Annotated in this window: 21 protein-coding genes; 10 read left to right on the top strand and 11 right to left on the bottom strand. The window is 71.0% G+C overall.

Going from position 1 to position 24360, the window contains the following annotated elements:
- Position 1: 1 nt before the first annotated feature.
- From OHT77_RS11595 to OHT77_RS11575, 5 genes are all read right to left on the bottom strand, one after another.
- Complete coding sequence (locus OHT77_RS11595; protein WP_328828179.1) at positions 2-1738, bottom strand: RICIN domain-containing protein; 1737 nt, start codon at positions 1736-1738, stop codon at positions 2-4.
- Between the two features lie 93 nt (positions 1739-1831).
- Entirely contained in the window at positions 1832-2641 is an 810-nt protein-coding gene (locus OHT77_RS11590) for a carbohydrate ABC transporter permease (protein WP_328828177.1), read from the bottom strand.
- Positions 2638-3609 carry a carbohydrate ABC transporter permease gene (locus tag OHT77_RS11585; RefSeq protein ID WP_443048205.1) on the bottom strand — a complete coding sequence of 324 codons (972 nt, stop codon included), beginning with the start codon at positions 3607-3609 and terminating at the stop codon, positions 2638-2640. Before OHT77_RS11585 ends, OHT77_RS11590 begins: the two co-directional genes overlap by 4 nt.
- Positions 3610-3618: 9 nt before the next feature.
- The gene (locus tag OHT77_RS11580; protein WP_402416664.1) at positions 3619-4869 is read right to left on the bottom strand and encodes a sugar ABC transporter substrate-binding protein; all 1251 of its coding nucleotides are present in this window, start codon (positions 4867-4869) and stop codon (positions 3619-3621) included.
- A 47-nt stretch (positions 4870-4916) separates the two neighbouring features.
- Positions 4917-6839 carry a glycoside hydrolase family 127 protein gene (locus OHT77_RS11575; RefSeq protein ID WP_328828176.1) on the bottom strand — a complete coding sequence of 641 codons (1923 nt, stop codon included), beginning with the start codon at positions 6837-6839 and terminating at the stop codon, positions 4917-4919.
- Between the two features lie 185 nt (positions 6840-7024).
- Here OHT77_RS11575 and OHT77_RS11570 point away from each other — a divergent pair, with 185 nt between their 5' ends.
- A complete protein-coding gene (locus OHT77_RS11570; RefSeq protein ID WP_328828173.1) occupies positions 7025-8044 on the top strand; it encodes a LacI family DNA-binding transcriptional regulator in 1020 nt (339 codons plus the stop codon).
- Positions 8045-8050: 6 nt separating this feature from the next.
- Here the strand turns inward: OHT77_RS11570 and OHT77_RS11565 are convergent, their stop codons facing one another.
- A complete protein-coding gene (locus OHT77_RS11565) occupies positions 8051-8539 on the bottom strand; it encodes a MarR family winged helix-turn-helix transcriptional regulator (protein ID WP_266773388.1) in 489 nt (162 codons plus the stop codon).
- A 114-nt stretch (positions 8540-8653) separates the two neighbouring features.
- On the opposite strand from OHT77_RS11565, the gene OHT77_RS11560 reads away from it, so the two are divergent.
- Positions 8654-9169, top strand: a complete 516-nt coding sequence (locus OHT77_RS11560) for a YceI family protein (protein WP_328828171.1) — start codon at positions 8654-8656, stop codon at positions 9167-9169.
- Positions 9170-9176: 7 nt separating this feature from the next.
- Here OHT77_RS11560 and OHT77_RS11555 read toward each other — a convergent pair whose 3' ends face one another.
- Positions 9177-10853 carry a hypothetical protein gene (locus OHT77_RS11555; protein ID WP_328828170.1) on the bottom strand — a complete coding sequence of 559 codons (1677 nt, stop codon included), beginning with the start codon at positions 10851-10853 and terminating at the stop codon, positions 9177-9179.
- 198 nt (positions 10854-11051) lie between these two features.
- Positions 11052-15077: a bifunctional nitrate reductase/sulfite reductase flavoprotein subunit alpha gene (locus OHT77_RS11550; RefSeq protein ID WP_328828169.1), complete on the bottom strand. Its 4026-nt coding sequence runs from the start codon at positions 15075-15077 to the stop codon at positions 11052-11054.
- Positions 15078-15275: 198 nt separating this feature from the next.
- Here OHT77_RS11550 and OHT77_RS11545 point away from each other — a divergent pair, with 198 nt between their 5' ends.
- The gene (locus OHT77_RS11545) at positions 15276-15671 is read left to right on the top strand and encodes a cell division protein SepF (RefSeq protein ID WP_266773396.1); all 396 of its coding nucleotides are present in this window, start codon (positions 15276-15278) and stop codon (positions 15669-15671) included.
- 108 nt (positions 15672-15779) lie between these two features.
- Here the strand turns inward: OHT77_RS11545 and OHT77_RS11540 are convergent, their stop codons facing one another.
- On the bottom strand, positions 15780-16283 hold the full coding sequence (locus tag OHT77_RS11540; protein ID WP_328828167.1) for a hypothetical protein: 504 nt from the start codon (positions 16281-16283) through the stop codon (positions 15780-15782).
- 61 nt (positions 16284-16344) lie between these two features.
- Between OHT77_RS11540 and OHT77_RS11535 the strand changes: the two genes are divergently transcribed.
- The 3 genes from OHT77_RS11535 to OHT77_RS11525 all read left to right on the top strand — a co-directional run bounded on the left by OHT77_RS11535 (position 16345) and on the right by OHT77_RS11525 (position 18512).
- Positions 16345-17496 carry an ATP-binding protein gene (locus OHT77_RS11535; RefSeq protein ID WP_328828166.1) on the top strand — a complete coding sequence of 384 codons (1152 nt, stop codon included), beginning with the start codon at positions 16345-16347 and terminating at the stop codon, positions 17494-17496.
- Positions 17493-17819 (top strand): nucleotide pyrophosphohydrolase, encoded by a 327-nt coding sequence (locus OHT77_RS11530; protein ID WP_328828165.1) that lies wholly within the window; start codon positions 17493-17495, stop codon positions 17817-17819. The genes OHT77_RS11535 and OHT77_RS11530 overlap by 4 nt, the downstream gene beginning before the upstream one ends.
- Positions 17820-18041: 222 nt before the next feature.
- Positions 18042-18512, top strand: coding sequence for a DUF6099 family protein (locus tag OHT77_RS11525; RefSeq protein ID WP_328828164.1), 471 nt, complete (start codon positions 18042-18044; stop codon positions 18510-18512).
- Positions 18513-18676: 164 nt separating this feature from the next.
- On the opposite strand, the gene OHT77_RS11520 is transcribed toward OHT77_RS11525, so the two are convergent.
- A complete protein-coding gene (locus tag OHT77_RS11520; RefSeq protein WP_266773406.1) occupies positions 18677-18853 on the bottom strand; it encodes a hypothetical protein in 177 nt (58 codons plus the stop codon).
- 248 nt (positions 18854-19101) lie between these two features.
- On the opposite strand from OHT77_RS11520, the gene OHT77_RS11515 reads away from it, so the two are divergent.
- A complete protein-coding gene (locus OHT77_RS11515) occupies positions 19102-20025 on the top strand; it encodes an LLM class F420-dependent oxidoreductase (RefSeq protein ID WP_328828163.1) in 924 nt (307 codons plus the stop codon).
- A gap of 76 nt (positions 20026-20101) precedes the next feature.
- Here the strand turns inward: OHT77_RS11515 and OHT77_RS11510 are convergent, their stop codons facing one another.
- Positions 20102-21586: an MFS transporter gene (locus OHT77_RS11510; RefSeq protein WP_328828162.1), complete on the bottom strand. Its 1485-nt coding sequence runs from the start codon at positions 21584-21586 to the stop codon at positions 20102-20104.
- 164 nt (positions 21587-21750) lie between these two features.
- Between OHT77_RS11510 and OHT77_RS11505 the strand changes: the two genes are divergently transcribed.
- The 3 genes from OHT77_RS11505 to OHT77_RS11495 all read left to right on the top strand — a co-directional run bounded on the left by OHT77_RS11505 (position 21751) and on the right by OHT77_RS11495 (position 24350).
- Positions 21751-22425, top strand: a complete 675-nt coding sequence (locus OHT77_RS11505) for a TetR/AcrR family transcriptional regulator (RefSeq protein ID WP_328828161.1) — start codon at positions 21751-21753, stop codon at positions 22423-22425.
- Between the two features lie 109 nt (positions 22426-22534).
- A complete protein-coding gene (locus tag OHT77_RS11500) occupies positions 22535-23266 on the top strand; it encodes an ABC transporter ATP-binding protein (RefSeq protein WP_328828160.1) in 732 nt (243 codons plus the stop codon).
- A 79-nt stretch (positions 23267-23345) separates the two neighbouring features.
- Entirely contained in the window at positions 23346-24350 is a 1005-nt protein-coding gene (locus tag OHT77_RS11495; RefSeq protein ID WP_443047986.1) for an ABC transporter ATP-binding protein, read from the top strand.
- Positions 24351-24360 lie beyond the last annotated feature (10 nt).

The following is a 24360-nucleotide window of genomic DNA, read 5'->3' as shown; positions in this document are numbered from 1 at the left end:
GTCAGCGGGCGGTGAGGCTCCACAGATGGTCGGCCGTCCCGTTGTCGTCCCACTGCAGGACCTGCGCCCCGGAGGCGGTACTCATGTTCGTCACACCGAGCAGCAGCCCGCTGTTGTAGTTGGCGATCTTGTACGTGCCGTCTCCGGCCGGGATCAGCTGCCAGAGGTGGTCGGCGGTGCCGTTGTCGCCCCAGATCAGGGCGGTACCGCCGGCCGCCGTACCGGCGTTGGTGATGCCGAGCAGCAGCCCGCTCGCCTTGTTGCCGATCTTGTACAGCCCGGACCCGGCGGCCGTCAATGTCCAGGACTGACTGCTGCCGGTGCCCGACGCGGCCTGAACGACCGCCGTCCCCTGGGCGGTTGCCGCCCCCTGCGTGTCCAGCGCCAGTCCGCTGTTCTTGTTCTTGATCTGGTACGTCCCCGCCAGCGAGGCCGAGGTCCCGGTGGGCGTGACGACCAGGTGGTAGCCGTCGGACGCGTTCATCGCGACGGGCACGGTGATCGAGCCGTTCGTCACGGTGTAGGTGGTGTCGGAGATGGTGACCGGCGCGGCCACGCCCGTGGTCCGCCCCTTCGACGGCGTGTACTCCAGCTTCACGTGCACGGTGCTGCCGAAGCCGGACAGCGACCCAAGTCCATTGACCTGCACGGCAGTCGACCCCACCCCGCCGCCGAAGACGACACCGATCTGCTTGCCGTCGCCGGTCAGCGCGGCGGCGCCGTCGATGCCGGTCTGGGCCGGGGGAGTGGTGGTGAGCATGGTGCCCGACAGGTCGCCGTACCACTTGTAGAGCCAGTACGACGCGTTGGGCGAGCCGCCCGTGTCGGTCAGGGTGTCGCCGAGGGTGCCGTAGTGGTTCCAGAAGGCGAGTTCGGCGTCATGGACGCCCGCCCGCTCGAACTTGGCCACATAGCCGACCAGTTGGCCGGGGACGCCGACCTCGCTCGTCGTGCCGTACTCCTCGATCGAGATCGGGCGCGGGCTGATGCCCAGGCTCGCTTCGAGCGCACGGTACGCGGCCACGTGTGCGGCGATGCCCTGCGAGCCCTGCAGCTCGTGCCAGCTCACGATGTCGGGGAGGGTGCCGCTCGCCTTGGCGTCGGTGAGGAACGTGCTCATCCAGGTCTGGTTCCACGCCGAGTAACTCGGCCCCTGGACCGGCGTGTTGGCGTCCTTGGCGCGGACCTCCTTGTACGTCGTCGCCCACCCGGTGTCGAAGGCGCCGGCCGCCGAGGTGTTCCAGGTCCAGTCGGGCTCGTTCCACAGCTCGTACGCGGCGATGTTGGTGGCGCCGGAGGACTTCACGGACGCGACCTGCTTGTCCACGGCGGACAGCCAGTCGCTCCAACTCACCCACTTGTACGGGAAGTTCGGATACCAGTCGGGCATCCGCACCACCACCTTCGCCCCGGCCCGTGCCGCCTTCGACGCCACGACGAGCGCGTCACCGGCGGGCTTGGGCTCACCGTTCGGCAACTGGGCACCGCCCGGCGCCATCTGGACGAAGGTGTTCGGCTTGAGCGGGGTGACCAGGCCGTCGGCGGGGGTGCTCGCGTCGGCGAGGCCGTAGAGACTGCCGGTCGCCACATGGGTGACCGGCCGCAGGGTGGAGGCAGCGTTGACGACCAGGGTGGTCGCGGCCGTGGGGGCGGCCTGCGCGGGGGCGGAACTGCCGAGTGCGGCGGCGGCCGTGAGGATCGCGGCACCGAGGACGGCTCTGAGGGATGTGCGGCTCATGACATGGATCTCCTCAGGAAGGGGGTTGCGCCGGTGGGGAGTCGAAGGGGAAGTCGGTCGGAGGGGGAGTGGTCGGCCAGTCGGAGGTGGGGGTCAGTCCTTCACCGCGCCCGCGGTGACGCCCGCGGCCACGTAGCGCTGGGCGAGGACCAGGAGGACGGCCGCCGGGACCGACGCGACGACGGCGGTGGCCATGATCGCGTTCCACTCCTGGTTGTTGTTGCCGATGTACTTGTAGATGCCGAGCGTGATCGGCCGCCAAGTGCCGGCCCCGTCCAAGGTGTTGGCGAAGACGAAGTCGGACCAGGCCCACAGGAAGCCGAACAGCGAGACCGTGACGACCGCGTTGCGGCTCAGCGGCAGCACGATCGACCGGAAGGTCCGCCAGGTACCGGCGCCGTCGATCAGCGCGGCCGAGATCAGCTCGCCCGGGATGCCCGACATGAACGCGGTGAAGATCATGACGCCGAACGGCACGGCGATGGTGGAGTCCGCGATGACCAGCCCCCACCAGGAGTTGAGCAGCCCGAGGTCGAGGAAGATGCCGTAGAAGCCCATCGCCATCACGATCCCCGGGATCATCTGGGCGATCAGCAGGGCCAGACTCAGGGCGCCCCCGGTGCGTGGCCGCAGCTTGGCCAGCGCGTAGCCGGCCGGTGCGGCGATCACGAGGGTCAGGGCGACCGTGCCGATCCCGATCAGCAGACTGGTGCCCAGGTAGGGGAGTTGGTCGTCGAGCACCGCGCGGTAGCCCTCGAACGTGGGGTGCAGCGGGAGCAGGTCGGGCGGTGACTTGCGCATGTCCTGCTGCGGGGTGAGGGACACGTTCAGCATCCAGTACACCGGGAACAGCATGAGCGCCGTGAGGAGAAGACCGATGAGGGTGTAGCCGCGCGCTCTCATGTCTCCTGCCTCCTCTGGACGCGGATGTACAGCAGCCCGAAGACGAGCGCGATGAGGATCAGGATGTTGCCGACGGCCGCCCCCGGCCCGAACTTCGGCAGCAGCGTGCCGAATCCGAGCTGATACGACCAGGTCGCCAGCGTGGACGACGAGTCGCCTGGGCCGCCCTTCGTCATGATCCAGATCAGGTCGAACACCTTGAGCGTGTAGACCAGCCCGAGCAGCACCGTGATCGCCGACACCGGCCGCAGCAACGGGAAGGTGATCCGCCGGAACTGCTGCCACCCACCCGCCCCGTCCAGGGCGGCTGCCTCGTACAACTCGGCCGGGATGTTCTGCAGCCCGCTGTAGAGGATCACCAGGTTGAACGGAATCCCGATCCAGATGTTCGCGACGATCACCGAAACCAGCGCCCAGTCCGGCGAGGTCAGCCACCCGACCGGGTCCACCCCGACGAGATGCAGCCCGTAATTCACCACTCCCGACTCGCTGTTGAACATCCACGACCAGGTCGACGCCGACACGATCAGCGGCAGCAGCCACGGGATCAGGAACAACGCCCGCAGCGTGGCGGCCAGTCGGAAGTGCCGGTTGAAGAACACGGCGAGCGCGAGCCCGATGACGTACTGAAAGACGATCGACACAAAGGTGAAGATCACGGTGTGCCGCATCGCCGGGCCGAACGTCGGATCGTGCAGCACGGTCGAGAAGTTGCGCCAGCCGGAGTAGGGCGCGTCACCCTGCACGAACGACCGGACGGTGTAGTCACGCAGGCTCAGATCGAGATTGCGGTAGAGCGGATAGGCGTAGAAGGCGGCGAGGTAGACGAGCAGGGGGGCCACGAAGGCGAGGGCGGTGAGCCGGCTCCGCAGCGAGGGGCCCGTCCGCGACCCGAAGGGGCGCGGGGCTGTGTCGGTATGAGCCTCCGCCGCGGGGCGCGACAAGTCCCCACCGGCCCGCAGATTCACGGCCACGGATCACCCCTTGCCGGCAGCCGACTGAGCCACGTCCAACGCGGCCCCCGGACTCTTCCCCCCGGACAACGCCGACTGCACAGCCGTCCACAACGGCTGGGAAATCCCCGGATATTTGGTCCCCAGCCCCCCGCTGGTCCGCCCCCGCGCAGCGGCGACCGCAGCCACCCAGGGCTTCAACTCCGCGTTCTTGGCCACCTGTTGTGTCTGCACCGTGGCGGTCGGCGCGACATACATCAGCGTCGTGTCGGTGGCCAGCAGGCTCGTCGGGCTGGTCAGACACGTCACGATCTTCTTGCTCACGTCATACCGGGCGGTGTCCTTCTGCACCGGCACGGTCACGAACTCCCCGCCGGTGGGCACGGGCGCCGAACCCCCGTTCTGAGCCGGGATGTTGATGATCCCGTAGCCGAACCCGGCCTTGTCGGCGTTGCCGAGCTGCCAGGTGCCGTTCTCGCTGAACGCGTAGTCGCCGGTGGCGAACTCCTGCCAGCTGGTGGTCTGGGTGTTGTTGAGGACGTCCTTGGGGGCGTAACCCGCGTCCACCCAGTCCTTCCACAGGGTCAACGCGGCTGTCCCCTCGGCCGAGTTGAGCCGGGTGAGATCCCCGCCCGCCCCCCAGAACCACGGCAGGAACTGGAAACTCCCCTCCTCCGTGTTGATCGCGGAGAACGTGATCCCCTTCCTGCCCGCCGCCTTGACCTTCTTCAGCGCGGCCGTGAGCGACGCCCAGTCCTTCACGGAGGCGGGATCGACCTGCGCGGCGGCGAGGATCTTCTTGTTGTAGTAGAGGGCAAGGGTGTTGGCCCCCACGGGTATCCCGTACGCGGCGCCGCCCAGGGTGCCCGCGCCGATGATGTTCTTCTGGATCGACGAGGTGTCCAGCCCGAGGTCGCTCGTCTTGTTGAGGATGCCCGCCTCGACCAGCGTGGAGACGACGGGGTTGTCCACCAGCATCACGTCGGGCGCGTTCCCCTGCTGGGCGGCGAGCAGCGCCTTGTTGCCCAGGTCCGTCGTGTCGTACGCGGTCCGCTTGACCGTCACCCCCGCCTGCGTGCCGCACTGCGCGACCCGCTTGCCCCAGTCGGAGGAGGCGTCGAACTGCGGGTAGGGGTCCCAGAAGGTGTAGGTCCTGGAGTCTCCGGAGGACGAGGAGGAACCGGAGCCCGAGCCGCACGCGGCGACCGAGACGAGCGCGCCGGTCGCGGTGAGCGCGATGAGGAGGGTCCTGCGGGTTCGGCGGGTTTTTCGCACGGGAGTGACCTCGTTGTCAGGTGAACCGAGCTGGGAGAAAAGGGAGTTCAGGAGGTCGGCAGCCAGACGCGCATGCTGCCGTCCTGTCGGTTGGCCCACGCGTGGTAGGGGATCGCGGTGAGCTCGACCAGGTCGCCTGCCGGTGCGGCTTCGGGTCCGGCGGCCCGGTACGGCCACCAACTCCCGTCCTCCGCGAGGTTCCTGCGGTACCCGGCGGCGACGACGGTGGTGACCCCGCCGAGCAGATCCGGGCGATGCTTCACAGCGAGCGGGCGGGTGGGGTCGAGGACGATGTCGTCCAAGCCGCCACCGGGTACGTCCACTTGCTCCAGGCAGTACACGAGCGGCCCGCGCTCGATCGCCGCACAGCCGCGCACCGCGTCCACCCGAGGATCGGCCGCGGTGAGCCGGGGTTCGAGCGCCAGCTCCAGGACGACCGAGTCGCCCGGCGCCCAGGCCCGTTCGAGCCGCAGCCAGCCGTCATCGACCGGCGCGTCCGTCTCGTCGTAGGACAACTCCCCGACCTGGACCCGGAATTCGCGGCACCACTGCGGGATGCGCAGGGACAGGGTCCACGGCCGGCCGGGGGTGTTCTCGACGGTGAGGGCGATCGTGCCGTGCCAGGGGTAGTCGGTCTCGGTGCGGACGGACATCCCGCCGTGGGAGTGGCGGCCGGTGGTGAACTGGTGAATCTGTAGGCCCTGTTCGTCGCCGGACGCGAGGTAGTGCTCCAGGGAGGCCAGCAGCCGCATCACGTTCGGCGGGCAGCAGGCGCAGCGGAACCAGCGGGTGCGGCGGGCCGACTGGTCGCCGCCGGGGTCGGTGTGGCCGTCGCGGACCTGGAGCGGGTTGACGTACAGCCAGCGCTCGCCGTCCAGGGAGACCCCGGCCAGGAAGCCGTTGTACAGGGTGCGTTCGATGAGGTCGGAGTAGCGGGCCTCGCCGGTGAGCAGGGCCATGCGCCAGCTCCACTGGACCGACGCGATGGCCGCGCAGGTCTCGCAGTAGGCACGCTCGTTGGGGAGTTCGTACGGGTCGCCGAAATCCTCCTTGTCGTGGTGGGCGCCGAGACCGCCGGTCAGATGGGTCTTGGCCGCGGTCATCGCCCCCCACAACCGCTCGGCGGCGGACCGGAGTTCGGCATCGTCCGTCTCGGTGGCGAGGTCGGCGACGGCGGCCAGCAGATACACCTGCCGTACGGCGTGGCCCTCCACGTCCGTCGCCTCGCGCACGGGGACGCGGTCCTGGCAGTAGGCCTCGCCGCCGAGGAGGCCGTGGCCGTGCCGGTCGACGAAGTAGCCGGCCAGGTCGAGGTGGCGGCGGTCGCCGGTCTCCCGGTACAGCTCGACCAGGGCCGTCTCGATCTCGGGGTGGCCGTCGATGCCGTCGATCGGCCTGCCACTGCCGGGCGGGCCGAAGACCAGGCCGAGGTGATCGGCGAACTTGACGGCCACATCGAGGAGTTCGGGGCGTCCGGTGGCCCTGCGGTGGGCCACGGCGGCCTGGATCAGATGGCCCGCGCAGTACAACTCGTGGCCCCAGCGCAGGTCTTGGTAGCGGGCGCCGCCCTTCCGCACCTGGAACCAGGTGTTGAGGTAGCCGTCCGGCTGCTGGGCGGCGGCGACCAGGGCGATGATCCGGTCGACCGCCGACTCCAGTTCCCCGTCGGGCTGGTGGGCCAGCTGCCAGGAGGCGGCCTCCAGCCACTTGTAGACGTCGGTGTCGACGAACGGGTAGGCGCCCTGGAACCCACCCTCGACCGCGCCGGCGGCGACGCGCAGATTGTGCAGATTGCCCGCGGACTCCAGCAGTTCGGGGCCCTGGGGGAGGGACACCCGGGCGTTGACCTCGCGGCGGGTGTGCCAGAAGCCCGCGTCGACGGCGGTGGTGGCGGGACGCAGTGCCGCGCGGGCGGCCGGGCCGAGCCGGACCGGGCCGACGGGGGACGCGGCGGACGGAATGCGGGGCATGGCTCTCCGGTTCTTCTCAGGAACTCGTTTGAGCAATCGTTTTCCTGCCGGAAAGTAGAGGGGAGTCCGTGGATCCGGGTCAAGTAGCGCGACCTACCTTTTTTCATGCCGTACGAGGGCTGCTACTGTCGCCGATGAGGACGTCGGCGCCGACGCCTCGTCGGCGAGGAGGGAAAGGACCGCCCGTGACCTCTGCTTCCCGTTCGCCCTCCGCGGGCCGGGCCAGACTCACCGATGTCGCCGCGCTCGCGGGCGTCAGCGTGGGCACCGCGTCGAAGGCGCTGAACGGCGCCGGCCGGATGCGGCCCGAGACCCGGCAGCGGGTGCTGGACGCGGTCGAGACCCTCGGCTTCCGGCCCAACCAGAACGCGCAGAGCCTGCACACCGGCCGGAGTTGGACGGTCGGGCTGATGACCACGGACGGCATAGGGCGGTTCTCCACACCGGTGCTGCTGGGCGCCGAGGACGCGCTCGGCGCCGGCAAGATCTCCGTGCTGCTGTGCGACACCCGGGGCGACGCGATCCGCGAGCAGCACCATCTGCGCAACCTCATGGACCGCCGCGTCGACGGCATCATCGTCACCGGCCGCCGCACCGACCCGCGCCCACCGCTCACCGGCGTCGACGAGATCCCGGTGGTCTACGCGCTGTCCCCGTCCACCGCCCCGGACGACACCTCCGTGGTCTCCGACGACGAGGGCGGCGCCCGTCTCGCCGTGGAACATCTGCTGGCCACCGGACGCACCCGGATCGCGCACGTGACCGGCCCGGCCCACCACGCCGCCGCCCGTGACCGGGCCCGGTTCGCGGCCGACGAGCTGAAGGGCGCCGGGCTCGAACTCGCCACCGGACGCGTCCACTTCGGCGAGTGGAGCGAGGCCTGGGGCCGCCGCGCCGCCGACGCGGTCCTGCGCACGGCACCCGACACGGACGCCATCTTCTGCGGCAACGACCAGATCGCGCGCGGCGTGACGGACGCGCTGCGCGAACGCGGGGTGGGCGTCCCCGCGGACATCGCGGTGGTCGGCTACGACAACTGGGACACCATGGCCCTGGCCAGCCGCCCCCCGCTCACCACGATCGACATGAGCCTCGCCGAGATCGGCCGGATCGCGGCCCTGCGGCTGCTGGAGGCGATCGACGACGACCTCGCGCCCGGACTGCACACGGTGCCGTGCCGGCTGGTGGTGCGGGAGTCCAGCTGAGCCCCGTCAGTTGACGGTGAGATCGGGCAACAGGGCGCGCATCGCGTCGTGTTGGGCCGGTCCGACGAACCGGCCGAGGGCGTGCTTGACCGTCTCGGAGAGCGTCCCCGACGCCTCCTTCAGCAGCTCGCGGGCCTTCTCCGTGAGGGCCACCTCGACGCCGCGCTTGTCCCCGCACACCGACTTCCGGGTGACCAGGCCCGCGTGCTGGAGGCACGCGATCTGATACGTCAGCCGGGTCTTCGGACGGCCCAGCAGCTCGGCGATCCGGGTCATGCGCAGCCCCGCGGGCTCCTCGGCGAGCAGGCACAGCACCAGGAACTCGTCGTGCGAGACATCGAGGCTGCCCTTCACCGCCGACCGCAGCTCCTGCTCCACCGCGCCTGTCGCCGCCAGCAGCAGCATCCATGCGCGCAGCTCGGGCGGCAGCAGCCCGTCGCCCCTCAGTGAGGGGCATTCGGGCTGGTCGGCGGGGTGCTCCACAAGGTCGGCCATGGGGTCGAGTCTACCCGTTGTCCAATTTTGGAACAGCCTGTTGTCCAGATTTGGATAATGGGCTAGCGTGAGGCTCATTCAAATTTGGACTACCGGAAACCAGTGGGAGAGATCATGACCGTCGCCGTCGAAACCGGTGTGTGGCAGCTGGACCAGACCGCCTCCACCGTGGGCATCAGCCACAAGACGATGTGGGGCCTGGTCAATGTGAAGGGCACCTTCGGCACCCTCAGCGGTCAGGGCGAGGTGCGGGGCGACGGCTCCGCGATCGGCACGGTGACCCTGGACGCCGCCTCCCTGGACACCAAGAACGCCAAGCGCGACAAGCACCTGCGGTCCGCCGACCTGTTCGACACCGACAAGTTCCCGGAGATCACCTTCGCGGCACGCAGCGCGGAACTGCGCGACGGCGACACCGTGCACGTCGTCGGTCAGCTGACCGTCCACGGCGTCAGCCGCCCCCAGACCTTCACCGCCCGCCTCAAGGACGCGACCGCCGAGGCGCTCACCCTGGACACCGAGTTCACCGTGGACCGTGACCAGTTCGGCCTCGGCTGGAACCAACTGGGCATGCTCCGCGGCCTGACCACGGTCACCGCCACGCTCCGCTTCGTGCGTACGGGGGCCTGACCGACCGTCAATCGGTGGGCCGCAGCGCGATGTCCGAACTGGACAGCGTCTGCGGAGTGGCGGTGAAGGCCCGCACCCGGATCCGGATGTTGTTGTGGGGCAGCGTGAACGTCCCATTGGGCGGCCGGAGTTCGATGGTCTCCGTGCTGTGCGCGGGCAGCGTCGCCGGGCCGCTCACCTGGGACCAGTACCTGCTCATGCCCTGGCCCGTGGTGAGCGTGTAGTGCGGGGTGAGGGCGTCGCCTGACGAGTTGGTCACCTTGAGGGTCAGCCGGGTCACCACGGTGGGCAACGCCCGCCGCACACCGGTGAGTTGCATGGCCATCGGCGGGGCGCCCGTCGCCGCCACGGCGGCGCTCGCCAACGCGGGCGTGACCAGCAGCACGGCCGCCGCGACCCTGGCCTGCCTGCGGTGCGGGCCGGACAGCAGCCGGGGGCGCGGTTGCCACGCCGTACGGAACTCGGCGATCGGCGCGGTCACCGCCGACGCCAGCCACAGCGGCGTCATCAGCAGGTAGTAGCCGTCCTGCGAACGCGTCGCCAGATAGAAGGCGCACCACGGCAGGACGGTCGCCGCGGGCCCCAACCGCCGTACGAACAGCACGAACACGGCCAGCAGACCGGCCGCGAGCAGCATGCTCGCGTGGGAGTACCAGTCGAGCCGGCCGCTGCCGTTCGTGAAGTACAGCGAGATGTCCACCAGGCCCTGGCCGTGGACCACCGCGCCCTGCGTCAGCGGCAGCGCGATGCCCCGCAGCCAGGTGCCCGGCTCGTGCACGATGAAGTACGTGTTGATCAGCAGCCATACGGTGACGGCGACCCCGACGATCCGCAGCAGCACCGACGCGGCCTGCCGGGCGCCCAGTTCACCCCGCCGCACCGCGTAGATCCCGGCGAGCAGGAACGGCGTGAGGAACCAGGGGAGTTGCTGCGCCGCGCAGGCCGCCCCCAGGCACGCGGCCTGCGCGAGCCCGGAACGGCCGAGCCGGCCGCCGACGCCGATCCGGGGCCAGCGGATCACCACCGGCACCAGCAGCGCCAGCGCGAGCACGGCGGGATAGCCCTGCCGGCCGTAGGTCGGCAGCAGCCCGAGACCCAGACACGCCATGGTGGCCGCCGACCGCCACTGCGTCGGCAGCAACCGCCACATGAGGACCGCCGCCGCGATCAGCGCGCCGGTCGCGACCGCCGTCGCGGGGGCGCCGTCGTGGCCGATCCACAGCAGAGGCGCCGTCAACAGCGTCTCCAACGGCGGATAGCCGTAGGTGTAGTCGTATCCGCCGGTCACCGTCGGGGTCAGCGCGACGCCGTGACTGGGGTGGAAGAGCCAGGGCCACGGCTGGCCGTAGACCGGGTGTCCGGCGAGGAGTTCCTTGGCGGCCTGGGTGGTGAGGACCGCCTCGTCGCCACCCGTGTGGAACACCGACCACGCGGACAGCGTCAGCAGGACGGCGGTCACCAGCACCACGAGATCGATCCGGGCCAGCGACCGCGCCTGACGGACCACCAGCGTCAGCACCCCGCACACCAGGATCGAGGCGTAACAGAGGCACACGACCGCGGCCACGACGAGCCGGTGACTCGCGGCCTGCGTCCACACCGAGCGGACGCCGATGAACAGACTGATGTCGGCGAGCAGAGTGAGGATCCGGTGCCACTGCGCGGGAGGTTCCGGGGCGGACACCGCCGACTGTGTCCGCCGACCGGGTGTCACCTGTTGTGTTTCTGCCAAGTGCACAAGACGGGACGCTAATCCCGGCCGGTGAGCGGTGTGTCGGCAATCGAGAAGATTCCGGTAGGAGACCGGTAAGAACCCCTCTTCATGGCCTAAATGGGGCAAACTCGAACGGCTTTGTTCACGTGGCGGTGGCCATCAGTTCATTCAGTAAACATCGCGCACATACCGCTTCGCCGCCGCCAGTTGCTTCACGTACGCACCCGCCTCGTCCTCGTCCATCCCACCGTGCGCGACCGCGATGTCCCGCAGCGCCCGGTCCACGTCCTTCGCCATCCGCGAGGCGTCCCCGCACACATAGAAGTGCGCACCCTCCCGCAACCAGCGCCACACCTCGGCCCCGTGCTCCCGCAACCGGTCCTGCACGTACACCTTCGCGCGCTGGTCTCGGGAGAACGCCGTGTCGAGCCGCGCGAGCGCCCCCTCCTCCAACAGCCCTGTCAGCTCCGCCTCGTAGAGGAAGTCCGTCGCCCGGTGCTGCTCCCCGAAGAACAGCCAGTTCGGCCCGGCATGCCCGAGCGCCCGCCGCTCGTGCAGGAACCCGAGGAAGGGCGCGACCCCGGTGCCCGGTCCGACCATCACCATCGGGGTCGCGGCATCGGCGGGCGGCCGGAAGTGCGCGGAGCGTTGCACGAACACCGGGACCTCGGTCCCCGCGTCCGCATCAGCCAGGAACGGCGAGCAAACCCCGCCGCGCGGACGCCCGTTGATGCTCTCGTACCGCACCACCGACACCGTCAGCGAGACACGGTGCGGGTCGACGAGCGGGCTGGAGGAGATCGAGTACAGCCGCGGCTGAAGCCGCTTGAGAACTCCGGCCCACTCCTCGGCCCCGGCCTTCACCGGGTACTCGGCGAGCACGTCCACCAGCTGTCGTCCCCAGCTCCACTGCGCCAGCCCGTCCTTGTTGTCGGGCCGCAGCAGCCTCCGCAACTCCCGCTCGTCGCGGGCGCGTTCGGCTATGAAGCGGAGCAGGTCCGGGGAGACGCGGGTGATGTCCAGGTGCCGGCGGATCGCCTCGGCGAAGGGCAGCTCTCCAACACCTGACAGTTCTACGACCGTTGAGGCATCGACACCGGAGACGGTGAGCCATTCGTCGACCAGGGCAGGGGAGTTGACCGGCCGGACGCCGAGCGCGTCACCCGTCTCGTACATGAGGTCGGTGCCGCTGGTGTCGAAGGTGAAGCGGCGGACCTCCTTGGCCGCGCCGGGGCGGCTCAGCAGACGGTTGCCGACGAGCCGGGCGGTGGTGGGAGGCGGGGTCAGCGAGGGGGTGCGGGCAGGTGAGACGGGGGCGCTTTCGGTGCCCAGCGCCGTGAGCACCTGCCCCAGCCACGCGTCCGCCGACGGTTCGAAGTCCGGCTCGCAGTCCGTGCGCGGGGTCAGCCGGACCCCGCCCAACTCGCCGAGCCGGGCGTCCAGTCGGCGCCCGTGGCCACAGAAGTCGTCGTACGACGAGTCGCCCAGGGCGAGTACCGCGAACCGCACTCCGTCCAGCCGGGGTGCCTGTTCACCGGCGAGCGTGTCCCAGAAGCCGGAGCCGTTGTCGGGGGCGTCGCCGTCGCCGAACGTGCTGGTGACGAAGAGGAGATCGGCGTCGGCCGGCAGCCTGCCGGGGTCGGCCTGGTCCATGCCGAGCAGGGAGGCCTGGTGCCCGGCCGAGCTCAGCCGTTCGGCGGTGGCCGCCGCCAACTCCTCGGCGGTGCCGGTCTGTGAGGCCCACAGGACGACGATCTGCCGGGTGGGCGGCGGCTGTTGTCCTGGGGGAGCGGGGATGGACCTTGAGTACATCCCGGCCAGCACGCCGTTGACCCACAGCGCGTGTTCGGCGCCGAAGGGCGCGTCCGGCGGGAGGGTCGGCACACCCGGGGCGCCGGATTCGAGGCCCGCGAGGAAGCCGGTCAGGTAGAGGCGTTCCTGGGCGGTGAGCACGGGTGGCGGGGTCGGGTCGAGGCCGAAGGGATTCGGGTCCGGGGTGACGGCTTGCGGCACAACTGCCTCTTGGGACGGCACTGTTGGTACCGGTACCGCTGTGGGCGCCACCCTCGTCAACGACACCGCGCACACCTTGAACTCCGGCTGGAACGACACCGGGTCCACCGCATCGCTCGTCACCGCGTTGACGCTCAGATACTCGCCGAAGAGGTCGTTCCAGTGGAACGGGGCGAAACAGCCCCCGGGCCGCACCCGGTCGGTCACCACGGCAGGCAGCACCGCCCGCCCCCGCCGGGAGGCGACCTCCACCGAGTCGCCCTCCGCGATCCCCAACTCCCGTGCGTCCAGCGGATGCAGCTCCACGAAGGGCCCGGGGTTCAGCTTGTTGAGCCTGGGGACCCTGCCCGTCTTCGTGAGCGTGTGCCACTGGTGCTGAAGCCGCCCGGTGTTCAGCACGAACGGGTAGTCGTCGTCGGGCAGTTCGGCGGCCGGCAGATGCGGCCGGGCGTGAAAGACGGCTCGCCCGCTGCCAGTCGGGAAGCGCAGCTCGCCCCCGTCGATGTACCGGATGGGGTTGCGGTCGGGCCCGTCCTCCTCCGCCGCAGGCCACTGCACCGGCGTGGACCGCAGCCGCTCGTACGTCACCCCGCGCAGGTCCCAGCCGGTCACCGGGTTCCAGAACTGCCGCAGCTCCTCGAAGACCTGCTCCGCGCTGTCGTAGGAGAAGCCCTTCTCGTAGCCCATCGCGCAGGCGACGGACGCGATGATCCGCCAGTCGGGGAGTGCCTCGCCGGGTGGGGGGACGGCGGGGCGGGCGAGGGTGAGCGTGCGTTCGCTGTTGACGAGGACGCCCTCGGACTCGGTCCACATCGCGCCGGGGAGGACGACATCGGCGTAGGCGTTGGTCTCGGTGTCGGCGAAGACGTCCTGGGTGACGACGAACTCGGCCGCCTCCAGCCCCTCGATGACGGTACGGCGGTTGGCGACCGAGGCGACCGGGTTGGTGCAGATGATCCAGCAGGCCTTGATGTCGCCGTCGGCCATCTTCCGGAACAGCTCGACCGTGCCCCGGCCGACGCCGTCCGCGCGGATCGTGCCGGGCGGCAGGCCCCACAGCTCCTCGGTGAACTCCCGTTCCGCGTCGACGAGTACGGACCGCTGGCCCGGCAACCCCGGCCCCATGTAGCCCATTTCGCGGCCGCCCATCGCGTTCGGCTGGCCGGTGAGGGAGAACGGGCCGCTGCCGGGGCGGCAGATCGCGCCGGTCGCGAGATGCAGGTTGACCAGGGCGTTGGTGTTCCAGGTGCCGTGCGTGGACTGGTTGAGGCCCATCGTCCAGCAGCTCATCCACTCGCCCGCCTCGCCGATCAGCCGGGCCGCCGTACGGATGTCGTCCTCCGCGAGACCGGTGAGGGCGGCGACGGTGTCCGGCGCGTAGTCGGCGAGGAAGCCGGGCAGCGCCTCCCAGCCCTCGGTGTGCGCGGCGATGAACTCGGGGTCGGTGTGGCCGTTGTCGTGCAGCAGCCTCAACAGGCCGTTGAGCAGGGCGAGATCGGTACCCGGCGCGATCTGCAGGAAGAGGTCCGCCTTCGCCGCCGTGGCCGTCCTGCGCGGGTCGACGACGATCAGCTTGGCGCCCGCCTTGACCCGTTCCATCATCCGCAGGAAGAGGATCGGATGGCAGTCGGCCATGTTGGAGCCGATGACCAGGAACACGTCCGCGCGCTCGAAGTCGTCGTACGACCCCGGCGGTCCGTCCGCGCCCAGCGACGACTTGTAGCCGGCGCCCGCACTCGCCATGCACAGCCGGGAGTTGGACTCGATCTGGTTCGTCCGGACGAACCCCTTGGCCAGCTTGTTCGCCAAGTACTGCGCCTCCAGGGTCATTTGTCCCGAGACGTAGAAGGCGACCGCGTCCGGCCCGTGCTCGTCGACGATCTGCCGGAGCCGTCGTGCGGTTTCGGCGATCGCGTCGGCCACGGGTGTCGGCACCGGCTCCGCGCCCCGCTCGTCCCGCACCAGGGCCCCGGTCAACCGGCCCGGTGCGGTGAGCATGTCGGCCGTGGTCGCGCCCTTGGTGCAGAGCCGCCCGGCGTTCGCCGGGTGCGACGTGTCGCCGGACGCCCTGAGCACCGTAGGACCGCCGTCCGGGCCCGCGCCGATGTCGAGCAGCATGCCGCAGCCCACACCGCAGTACGAGCAGACCGTCCGTACCTGCCGCGCCGGGGTCGTCGTCATGGCGTCGACCGTACGAATTGCCCGTTACGCCGATGTCACGCGGCGCGATCTTGAGGGGTTACGCGCGCTGCACAACCGGGGCGGTGCCACTGTGAGATGCGCCCGATCTTGTCGCGGAGTGTGTCGCTGTTGAGCCGAACGGGTGACAGTGCGCAACAATTGGCGGATGCAGACTGCCAGCGCGACCCAGGACGGAGCATGCCGGTGAACAGCCACGATGTCACCGACGAACAGTGGGAGGGGCTCGCCCAGGTAGTGCCGCTGCGAGGGCGGGACGCCTGGCCGTCCGCCGTGGGCCACCGTGCGATGCCCGAGGCCCCGACCGAGCCGCGCCGACGCTTCGTCGTCCTCCGCGTCAATGTGTTCGGGGACGCCCGCGAGGTCGCGGAGACCCTGATGGCGGGCATCCCGGTCCTCCTCGACCTCACCGGCGCGGAGACCGAAGTCGCCAAGCGGGTGCTGGACTTCAGCACGGGCGTCGTCTTCGGCCTCGCGAGCGGGATGACTCGCGTCGACCGGAACGTGTTCCTCCTCACACCGCCCGGCACCGAGGTGCAGGGGCTGATGGAGGGGGCGGGGGTTCCGGGCGTGTGAGCGAGCCGATTCCGGGTGCGTGAGCCGTCCCGTCGGCGAGGGCGGTGGGGTGGTCCCCCGATCGTAGGAAGGTCCCCGGGGCGGAACGGTTCGCCTGCCGGCGGAGCCCTACGGTCCGGATATGACCGTGTCAGCACCGTCGCCCCGACCGCCCGGACCAGCCACCGGGCGCGCCGCGCCGCCTGAGTCCTCCGGGGCGTCCGAGCCCTCCGGGCCGTCCAAGTCCTCCGGGGCGCGGGAGCCTTCGCCGTCGTCCGCGTCGTCCCCGCCGCTGGCGTCCTCCCGGTCGTCGGCGTCGGCCGAGTTGTCCCGACCATCCGCGTCTTCGGGGTCGTTCGCGTCGCCCGAGTCATCCCGGGAGCCTGAGCCGTCCCGGCTGTCGGAGTCCCCGCGGTCACCCGCGTCGGCGTCGCCCGGGCCGTCCCGACCGCCCGCGTCCTTGCGGTCGTCCGGGTCCTCCGGGCCGCCGGAGTCCTCGCCGTCGCCCGCGTCGGCGTCGGCCGAGTTGTCCCGACCATCCGCATCATCCCGGCCACCCAAGTCGTCCCGACCCCCCGCCTCCTCCCGATCCTCCGAGTCCGTGCCTCCGCAGGGCCGTTCGCCCGAGGCCATCTCGCCCCGGAGTCGCCCATCGCCGGAGCCATCGGCCGGGCTCGCCCCGGCCTCGTCGCGGGTGCCCGAGTCGGCGGGCCCCGGGCGGTTCGAGGGGTATTCCGACCGGCCCCACCTCACCGAGCTGCGGCTGTCGGCGTTCGCCACCCACCGGGGTGCCGGGCTGCCGCTCGGGCCGCTCACCCTCCTCGCCGGGTCCAGCGGGAGCGGGAAGACCAGCGCGCTGCGGGCGTACGAGGCGCTTGCGCGGCTCGGGGCCGGGGGTGCGGTGGGGGAGGTGTTCCCCGACCCGGTCGCCTGTGTGCCGGAGCGGGCCCGGCCCGATGCCCAGCACCGGCGCGGCTTCCGCATCGGCTGCACGGCGGACGGTCCCGAGGGGCCGGTACGGCTGGACGTCGCCGTGCAGGCCGAGCCCGAACTGCGCATCGTGGGCGAGCGGTTGACCTCCGGCGGGCTCGTCCTCCTGGAGACCGCGCTGCGCGACCCCACGCGCCGCTTCGTGCAGGCCGCCTGGCACACGGCGGGTTCGTCACCGGTGACCCGCGCACCACTGCCGGACGACCGGCTCGGCACCGCGCTGCTGCCGCTGCGGGTCGCGGGCAAGACCGACGGGCAGCGCCAAGTCCTCGCCGCCGCCGAGCAGATGGTGGTCGCCCTGCGCTCCGTCTTCGCCTGCGACCCGGAACCCGGGCGGATGCGCGACGCCGTGCCGATCGGCGATGGACGGCTGCTGCGGGACTGCGCCAACCTCGCCGACGTGCTCTGGCGCACCCGGACCGAGTGCGGGCGACGGCACGGGCAACTCGTCACGGCGGTGCGCACCGGCTGCGCGGGACCCGTGGTCGACGTCCTCGCGGAACCGCTCCCCGACGCCCTGCTCCGCGCCGTTCTCGACCGGGGCGACGGACTGCGCACCGGCTTCGAGCGGCTCGGCGACGGCGAACTCCGCTACACCGCACTGGCGTTGGTGCTCCTGACCGGCCCCGGCGTCCTGGAGGTCGACCCGCCGGGCGAGGTCCCGGCCGCGATGCAGACCCTCACCGTCCTCGCCGACGGCCTCGACCGGGCGGTGGACGTACGGCAGCGCGCCGAACTGCTGCGGCTCGCGGCGCGGATGTGCGAGCGCGGGCACATCCGGCTGGTCGGCGCGGTGAGCGACGCGTCCTGGGCCACCGGGATCGACGGCGTCACAGTGGTACACCTGGACCCGTGACAGAACATCTCGACGTGGCGAAACTGCAGCGCAGACTGGCCGAGTTCGCGGTCTCGCGGAACTGGCAGCAGTACCACACCCCCAAGAACCTCGTCTCGGCGCTCAGTGTGGAGGCCTCCGAACTCGCGGAGATCTTCCAGTGGTTGACCCCCGAGGAGTCGGCGCGGGTCATGGACGACCCGGACAGCGCGCACCGGGTGCGGGACGAAGTAGCCGACGTACTCGCCTACTTGCTCCAGCTGTGCGAGGTGCTCGGCGTCGACCCGCTCGCCGCGCTGGACGCGAAGATCGACCGCAACGAGCACAGGTTCCCGGCGCCGTAGCCGACAACTCCGCGGTCCCGTCGATCAATTGGGGTCCGTTTGGAGGAGTCGACGCGTCCATTTTCACTCTCCGGAGTCATTCATCTGTCCGCAACCGATTTGTTGTCCACAGATTTCCGCCTTCCTCTGGCTTTTCGTCTCAGGGACTCTCACTCTGGGTAGTGGACAAGGGAGTTCGGGCGGACGTGCGAACAGCGCGTCGGGACATGACGGGGGCAGCGCATGGACGCGATGCGGCTCATCGTGACGAGCAGGCGCGCCCTGGCCGGCAGCGGCGACGTGCCGGAGACCATGACGGAGGTGTGGCAGGCGCAGGCACTCGCCCAGGCGATAGGCAGTCGGCTCGCGGTCTTCGGACCGCCCGAACTGCGGGGCGAGGCCCTGGGGTTGACCGAGCTGGCGGGCCGGGGCTGCGGGGTGCTCGACACCCCGGTCCTCGCGATCGAGGACTTACGCGCGGCCCAGCTCACGGAGTTGGGTGATGCCCGCCTCGCCCTGCTGTGCCTGGGCGGCCTGCTCGGTGAGGTCGGTATCGCCCTCGTGGGCATCGCCTGCGCGGCGGACGACGAGGGCACGTACTGGCAGTGCATGGAGGCGATCGACGCGGCGGACGAGTCCCGGGACCGGGTGCTGGAGATGCTGCGAAGACTGGCGGATCGCGAGCAGGCGATACCGGAGCGGGAAGCGGGGTGACCTTGGCGTTCGGCTCCGGCGCGGGGACGTGTTCGGGTGCGGGGAGCGCCGTGGTGGTCGGGGTTCGTGGGGCTGCGCGACTCCGTCGTGGCTGGTCGCGCAGTTCCCCGGGCCCCTTCAGGGCGCCTTACGCGGCCTGTGTCGTCGGCGTCGAGTTCGCCTGGTCAGCCGGTCGTGCCGGCCTCCTTGGCGGGCGCCGACCCCGTGCCGGCGGTCGACTGCAGATCCGCGTCCAGGGCGGAGAGGTCCGCGTTCAGGGACGCCATCAGCTCCTCCATCTGCTGCAACAACCCCTTGGGTTGCGCAGGCCCACCCTGCTGCGGCACGGCTTCTTCGGACATGACGGCCTCCTCGGCCCGTGGCCTCCCCGGCGAGGAGGAGGCCGATGCGGGTGACGCCCCGACGTCGTCCTGCCGGTGCGGGAATCCGGGCGGTCCGGCTCCGCCCGAGCCAACGATCATCGACGGGGCCGGTCACTGGCGCGGGCACCCCCCGTGCGCACGGTTGACGCAATTTCACCCGACCGGGGACGGCAGCGGCCGGAGGGACCGATGGGGTTGACCGGCAGCCGACCGTGCAGGATGGAGCCATGGATCTGCGTATCTTCACCGAGCCCCAGCAGGGGGCGACCTACGACACCTTGCTCGCCGTGGCCAAGGCCACCGAGGACCTCGGCTTCGACGCCTTCTTCCGCTCCGACCACTACCTCGCCATGGGTTCCGGCGACGGCCTCCCCGGCCCCACCGACGCCTGGGTCACCCTGGCCGGCCTCGCCCGCGAGACCAAGCGCATCCGCCTCGGCACCCTGATGACGGCCGCCACCTTCCGGCTCCCCGGCGTCCTCGCCATCCAGGTCGCGCAGGTCGACCAGATGTCCGGCGGCCGGGTCGAACTCGGCCTGGGCGCGGGCTGGTTCGAGGAGGAGCACAAGGCGTACGGCATCCCCTTCCCCAAGGAGAAGTTCGGGCGTCTCGAGGAGCAGCTCGCGATCGTCACCGGCCTGTGGGCGACCAAGCCCGGCGACACCTTCGACTTCCACGGCAAGCACTACGACCTGACCGGCTCGCCCGCGCTGCCCAAGCCCGCGCAGGCGAAGATCCCCGTGCTGATCGGCGGCCACGGCGCGAGCCGCACCCCGAAGCTGACGGCTCAGTTCGCCGACGAGTTCAACATGCCGTTCGCCTCCATCGAGGACAGCGAGCAGCAGTTCGGCCGGGTCCGCGCCGCCGCCGAGGCAGCCGGCCGCAAGGGCGACGACCTGACCTACTCCAACGCCCTCGTGGTCTGCGTCGGCAAGGACGACCAGGAAGTCGCCCGCCGTGCCGCCGTCATCGGCCGCGAGGTCGACGAACTCAAGGCCAACGGCCTCGCGGGCACCCCGTCCGAGGTCGTCGACAAGATCGGCCGCTACGCCGAGATCGGCTCCCAGCGCATCTACCTCCAGGTCCTCGACCTCGCCGACCTGGACCACCTGGAGCTCATCTCGGCCCAGGTGCAGACGCAGCTGTCGTAGTCCCGTCGTAGGAACGGCAGTTGAGCCGTGCGTGCGGGACGCGCCGACCCCGTCCGCACGGCTCGCACGAACCGTGCTAGCTCGAACTCGACGCCCCCGCCCCCGCGGTGGCCGTCGCGGGCACCTCCGCGGCCACCGGCTTCCGGCGTCCCGGGAGGAACGCGGCGAGGAACAGGGCGGCCAGGGAGGACGCCGAGCCGATGCCCATGATCACGCGGAAGCCGTTGTGGGAGGGGACGGTGAGGGAGCCGAAGGTCGTCGTCATATGGGCCAGTACGACCCCGGCGACGGCGCTGGAGGCGGACGTACCGATGGACCGCATCAGGCTGTTGAGGCTGTTCGCGGCGGCCGTCTCGGAGAGCGGCACCGCGCCCATGATGAGCGCGGGCATCGCGCCGTAGGCGAAGCCGACGCCGGCCGAGATCACACAGCAGACCACCACGACCTGCCAGACCGCGGCCATCATGACGACCCCGAGGCCGTACCCGGCGGCCACGATCAGCGCGCCCAGCATCAGGGTGATCTTGGGTCCGGCCGCCGCCGAGATACGGGCGGAGAGCGGGGCGGTCGCCATCATCACCAGGCCGGACGGGCCGAGCGCGAGGCCCGCCGCGAGCACGGTCTGACCGAGTCCGTAGCCGGTGAGCGTGGGCAGTTGGAGGAGCTGCGGCACGGCCAGCGACATCGCGAACATGGCGAAGCCGAACATCACGGACGCGAGGTTGGTGAGCAGCACCTGGCGGCGCGCGCTGGTGCGCAGGTCGACCAGCGGCCGTACGGTGCGCAGTTCCCACCAGCCCCACACCAGCAGCACCACAACCGCCATGGCGAACAGCCCCGTTGTCGTGCCGCTGCCCCAACCCCAGTCCGCGCCCTTGGAGATGGCGAGCAGCAGGCACACCAGACCGATCGACATCCCGACGCCGCCCACCACGTCGAACCGGCCGCCGCTGCGCACCGCCGACTCCGGTACGAGGGCCACGACGAGCGCGGTCACGACGGCGCCGAGCACCGCCGCCGTCCAGAACAGCACGTGCCAGTCGGCCTTTTCGGCGATGAACGCGGCCGTCGGCAGCCCCAGCGCACCGCCCACCCCGAGGGACGCGCTCATCAGCGCGGTCGCCGATCCCAGCCGCTCGGGCGGGAGTTCGTCCCGCATGATGCTGATGCCGAGCGGGATGACGGCCATCGAGACGCCCTGGAACGTCCGCCCGACGATCATCGGCACCAGCGTGTCGCTGAGCGCGCCGATCACCGATCCGGCGATCAGCAGCACCAGGCTGAGCAGCAGCATCCGCCGCTTGCCGTACATGTCCCCGAGCCGCCCCACCACCGGGTTGGCGACGGCACCGGCGAGCAGGGTCGCGGTGATCGCCCAAGTGGCGTCGGACGGCGAGGAGTTCAGCAGCTTGGGGAGTTCCGGCACGATCGGGATGATCAGCGTCTGCATCAGCGAGACGGTGATCCCGCCGAGCGCCAGGACCCAGACGACGGCGCCGGAGCGCGCGCGCCCGACCCCCTCGACGGGAACGGGTGGGGAGGGGGAGCTGGACGCGGACATGGTGAAGCCTCCGGCTGGCGCGTGCGACACGGGGCTGAGCGAAACGAGTCTGGCATGTTTTTCGTATGACGTACGCAAAATAGGTGGAGCCCGGATGGAGAGGCGCCGGAGCGGTAGCCTTCCGGTGTCCGGGCGAGACCGTCGCGGACGGAGAGGCGTGGGAGATGACGCAGGTGGCGACCGGTCCTGACCGTCGCGGCAGGGGGCGTCCGCCCCGGCTGTCGCGGGAGCGGATCGTCGAGGGCGCGGTCGAGGTCCTGCTCGCCGAACCCGCCGTCTCCCTCACCATCAAGCGCGTGGCCGACGCCGTCGGCGCCGCCCCCATGGCCCTCTACCGCTACTTCCCGGACCGCGACGCCCTCCTCCAGGCCACCGCCGACCACGTCCTCGAAGCCATGGAGCGCGCCCCCATCGCCGACGGCCCCTGGCCGGACCGGCTGCGCGCCTGGATGCGGGCCGGGCAGGCCAACCTCCGCCCCTACCCGCAGCTCATGCCGTACATGACGACGACCCGGCACCCCGCCTGGCTCCCCGGACTGACCCGGCTGCGCGAGATCCTCACCCCGGCCGGGCTCACCGCCGAGGACCTCGCCCTCGCCGCCGCGCTCATCTCGTCCACGATGCTCGGCCACGCCGTCTACGAGGGGTACCGCAGGCCCGACGAGGAGATGACGGCTCTGCTCGACGACGCCGTCGGCCACGGCCCCGACCCCACGACGGACGCCCTGCGCCCCCTCGTCGCGGGCCTCCCCGCAGCGCACGCCCGTCTCTACGACACGATCCTCGACCAGACGGTCACGACGGTGGAGCGGCTGGCGGGCGGCGGCGGCACGCGGTAGTCGCCGGGACGGACCGTCGAACGGGCCCTCAGGGGCGTGCACTTGTCCGGTCGGCGTACCGTACGGTGCGATGCGGGGCCGTCCTACCTATCGAGCCGGGGGAGCGGGTATGAGCGAGCAGGCAAGCGGGCGCGGGGTCGCCGTGGACGTCGGGGCGCCGGACGGCCCGATGGTGGTCGTCGAGGATCTGCGCCGCACCTACGGCAGCGGGGACACCGCCGTGCACGCGCTGCGCGGGGTCTCCTTCAGCGTGCCGCGCGGTGAACTCGTCGCGCTCCGGGGGCGGTCCGGCTCCGGGAAGACCACCGTGCTCAACCTGGTCGGCGGGCTCGACACCCCCGACGGCGGCCGGATCGTCCTGGACGGCACGAACCTGGCGGGGCTCGGCGACGACGAGCTGCTGGCGCTGCGCCGCGACCGGATCGGCTTCGTCTTCCAGTCCTTCGGGCTCATCCCGATCCTGACGGCCGCCGAGAACGTCGGGGTGCCGCTGCGGCTGCGGAAGGTCCCGGCCCGTGAACGCGAGGCCCGCGTCGCCCTGTTGCTCTCCCTCGTCGGCCTCTCCGACCACGCCGACCAGCGGCCCGGCGAGCTGTCCGGCGGCCAGCAGCAGCGGGTCGCGATCGCCCGCGCCCTCGCCAACAACCCGGCGCTGATCATCGCCGACGAACCCACCGGCCAACTCGACGCGGACACCGGCCTGACCGTGATGGACCTGCTGCGTGCCGTCGTTCGCAGCGAGTCCGTCACCGCCCTCGTCGCCACCCACGACACCCAACTCCTCGCGCTGGCCGACCGGGTGCTCGAACTCCGCGACGGCCGCATCGTCGAGGACAGCTGACGGCGGGGCGGGTCCACCGCCCTGCCCTGACCGCAGTCCGGCATCTCATCCGCAGCCTTCACCTCCTCGGGGGAACCGCGTGGCAGTTCACCAACAGCCCACCGGGGCACCGGACTTGGGCGAGCTGCGGCGGCGGGCCGTCGCAGCTGCCGCACCGCGCCGCGAGGAGGGTCTGGTCGTCTGCGAGAACTTGGTGCGGATCTACCAGACCGAGGGCGTCGAGGTGCAGGCCCTCCAGGGGCTCGATCTGGCCGTCGCCGAGGGCGAGATGATCGCGGTGATCGGCGCCTCCGGCTCCGGCAAGTCCACCCTGCTGGGCATCCTCGCCGGCCAGGACGTGCCCACCGCCGGTGCCGCCGAGGTCGCGGGGCACGACCTGTTGGCGATGAAGCGCCGCGACCGCCTCGCCTACCGTCGCGGCACGGTGGGTTTCGTCTGGCAGCAGACCTCCCGCAACCTGCTGCCCTATCTCTCGGCCGCCGAGAACGTGATGCTGCCGATGACCTACACCGGGATCAAACGCTCCCAACGCCGCGCCCGCGCCGAGGAGTTGCTCGACCTGCTGTCCGTCGGCCACTGCCGCGACCGCACCCCCGACACGCTCTCCGGCGGAGAACAGCAGCGCGTCGCCGTGGCCGTCGCCAACGCCAACGAACCCCGGGTGCTGTTCGCCGACGAGCCCACCGGCGAACTGGACACCGCCACCAGTGACGAGGTCTTCGCCGCGTTGCGCCGGGCCAACGAGGATCTGGGCGTCACCGTTATCGTCGTCACCCATGACGCGCTGGTCTCCGAGCAGGTCCAGCGCACCGTACGGATCCGCAACGGCCGTACCTCCACCGAGGTGTTGCGCCGGGTCGCCACCGACGAGGACGGCGTCGAGGTGCTCACCGCCGAGGAGTACGCCGTACTGGACGCCAGCGGACGCCTCCAACTCCCCGCCGAGTTCACCGAAAGCCTGCACCTGCGCAAGCGCGTCCGGCTCGCCCTGGAGACCGACCACATCGGCGTCTGGCCCGACGAGGCGGCCCGGCGGGCGAGATCCGAGGCGGAGGGCGACGGCCTCGACGACAGCGTGTCGTAGGCGAGTTGCC

Source organism: Streptomyces sp. NBC_00252 (assembly GCF_036187565.1).
In the GTDB taxonomy this organism is placed as follows: Bacteria; Actinomycetota; Actinomycetes; order Streptomycetales; family Streptomycetaceae; genus Streptomyces.
Note: the sequence above shows the minus strand (reverse complement) of the source record. Positions and strands in the feature narration are given on the sequence as shown.